Source organism: Bacillus sp. VT 712 (assembly GCF_001614195.1).
Lineage (GTDB): Bacteria > Bacillota > Bacilli > Bacillales > Bacillaceae_H > Priestia > Priestia flexa.
Window position 1 is genome coordinate 1 of the sequence record NZ_LWBK01000113.1, and the last position, 831, is coordinate 831.

Annotated in this window: 4 tRNA genes and 2 rRNA genes; all 6 read right to left on the reverse strand. The window is 47.3% G+C overall.

Features of this window, described 5'->3' with window-relative positions:
* Window positions 1-59: 59 nt before the first annotated feature.
* Window positions 60-145: transfer RNA gene (locus A2U94_RS20240), tRNA-Leu, on the reverse strand.
* 16 nt (window positions 146-161) lie between these two features.
* Window positions 162-237: transfer RNA gene (locus A2U94_RS20245), tRNA-Lys, on the reverse strand.
* A gap of 5 nt (window positions 238-242) precedes the next feature.
* Window positions 243-318: transfer RNA gene (locus A2U94_RS20250), tRNA-Thr, on the reverse strand.
* A 10-nt stretch (window positions 319-328) separates the two neighbouring features.
* Window positions 329-404: transfer RNA gene (locus tag A2U94_RS20255), tRNA-Val, on the reverse strand.
* 12 nt (window positions 405-416) lie between these two features.
* Window positions 417-532, reverse strand: a 5S ribosomal RNA gene (rrf, locus tag A2U94_RS20260).
* A 142-nt stretch (window positions 533-674) separates the two neighbouring features.
* A 23S ribosomal RNA gene (locus tag A2U94_RS20265) occupies window positions 675-831 on the reverse strand; the annotation flags it as partial.

The following is an 831-nucleotide window of genomic DNA, read 5'->3' on the forward strand; positions in this document are numbered from 1 at the left end:
CCCACCTTGGCAAGGTGGTGTTCTACCACTGAACTACTTCCGCGCATTATGAAATTAAATGGTGCGGGTGAAGGGACTTGAACCCCCACGTCGTAAAGACACTAGATCCTAAGTCTAGCGCGTCTGCCAATTCCGCCACACCCGCATGTGTGTATTTAAAATGGTGAGCCATGAAGGACTCGAACCTTCGACCCTCTGATTAAAAGTCAGATGCTCTACCAACTGAGCTAATGGCTCGAAAGTGGTGCCGGCAAGAGGACTTGAACCCCCAACCTACTGATTACAAGTCAGTTGCTCTACCAGTTGAGCTACACCGGCAACATATTCATGGTGGAGGATGACGGGATCGAACCGCCGACCCCCTGCTTGTAAGGCAGGTGCTCTCCCAGCTGAGCTAATCCTCCATTGATATAACAGCCTGGCAACGTCCTACTCTCACAGGGACAAAGTCCCAACTACCATCGGCGCTAGAGAACTTAACTTCCGTGTTCGGCATGGGAACGGGTGTGACCTCTCTGCTATCGCCACCAGACATATTACATTATACAACATTTTTGAAAGAAATCAAGACTCTTTTTAAGTTTTTATTCTCTCAAAACTAGATAACATTTTGCTGAGTACTAAGTTTACTGTCTAGCTATGGCTCCTAATTAGTCGCCTTCGCTTTTTCTAATTTGGTTAAGTCCTCGATCGATTAGTATCAGTCAGCTACACACGTCGCCGTGCTTCCACCTCTGACCTATCAACCTGATCATCTTTCAGGGATCTTACTAGCTTGCGCTATGGGAAATCTCATCTTGAGGGGGGCTTCATGCTTAGATGCTTTCAGCA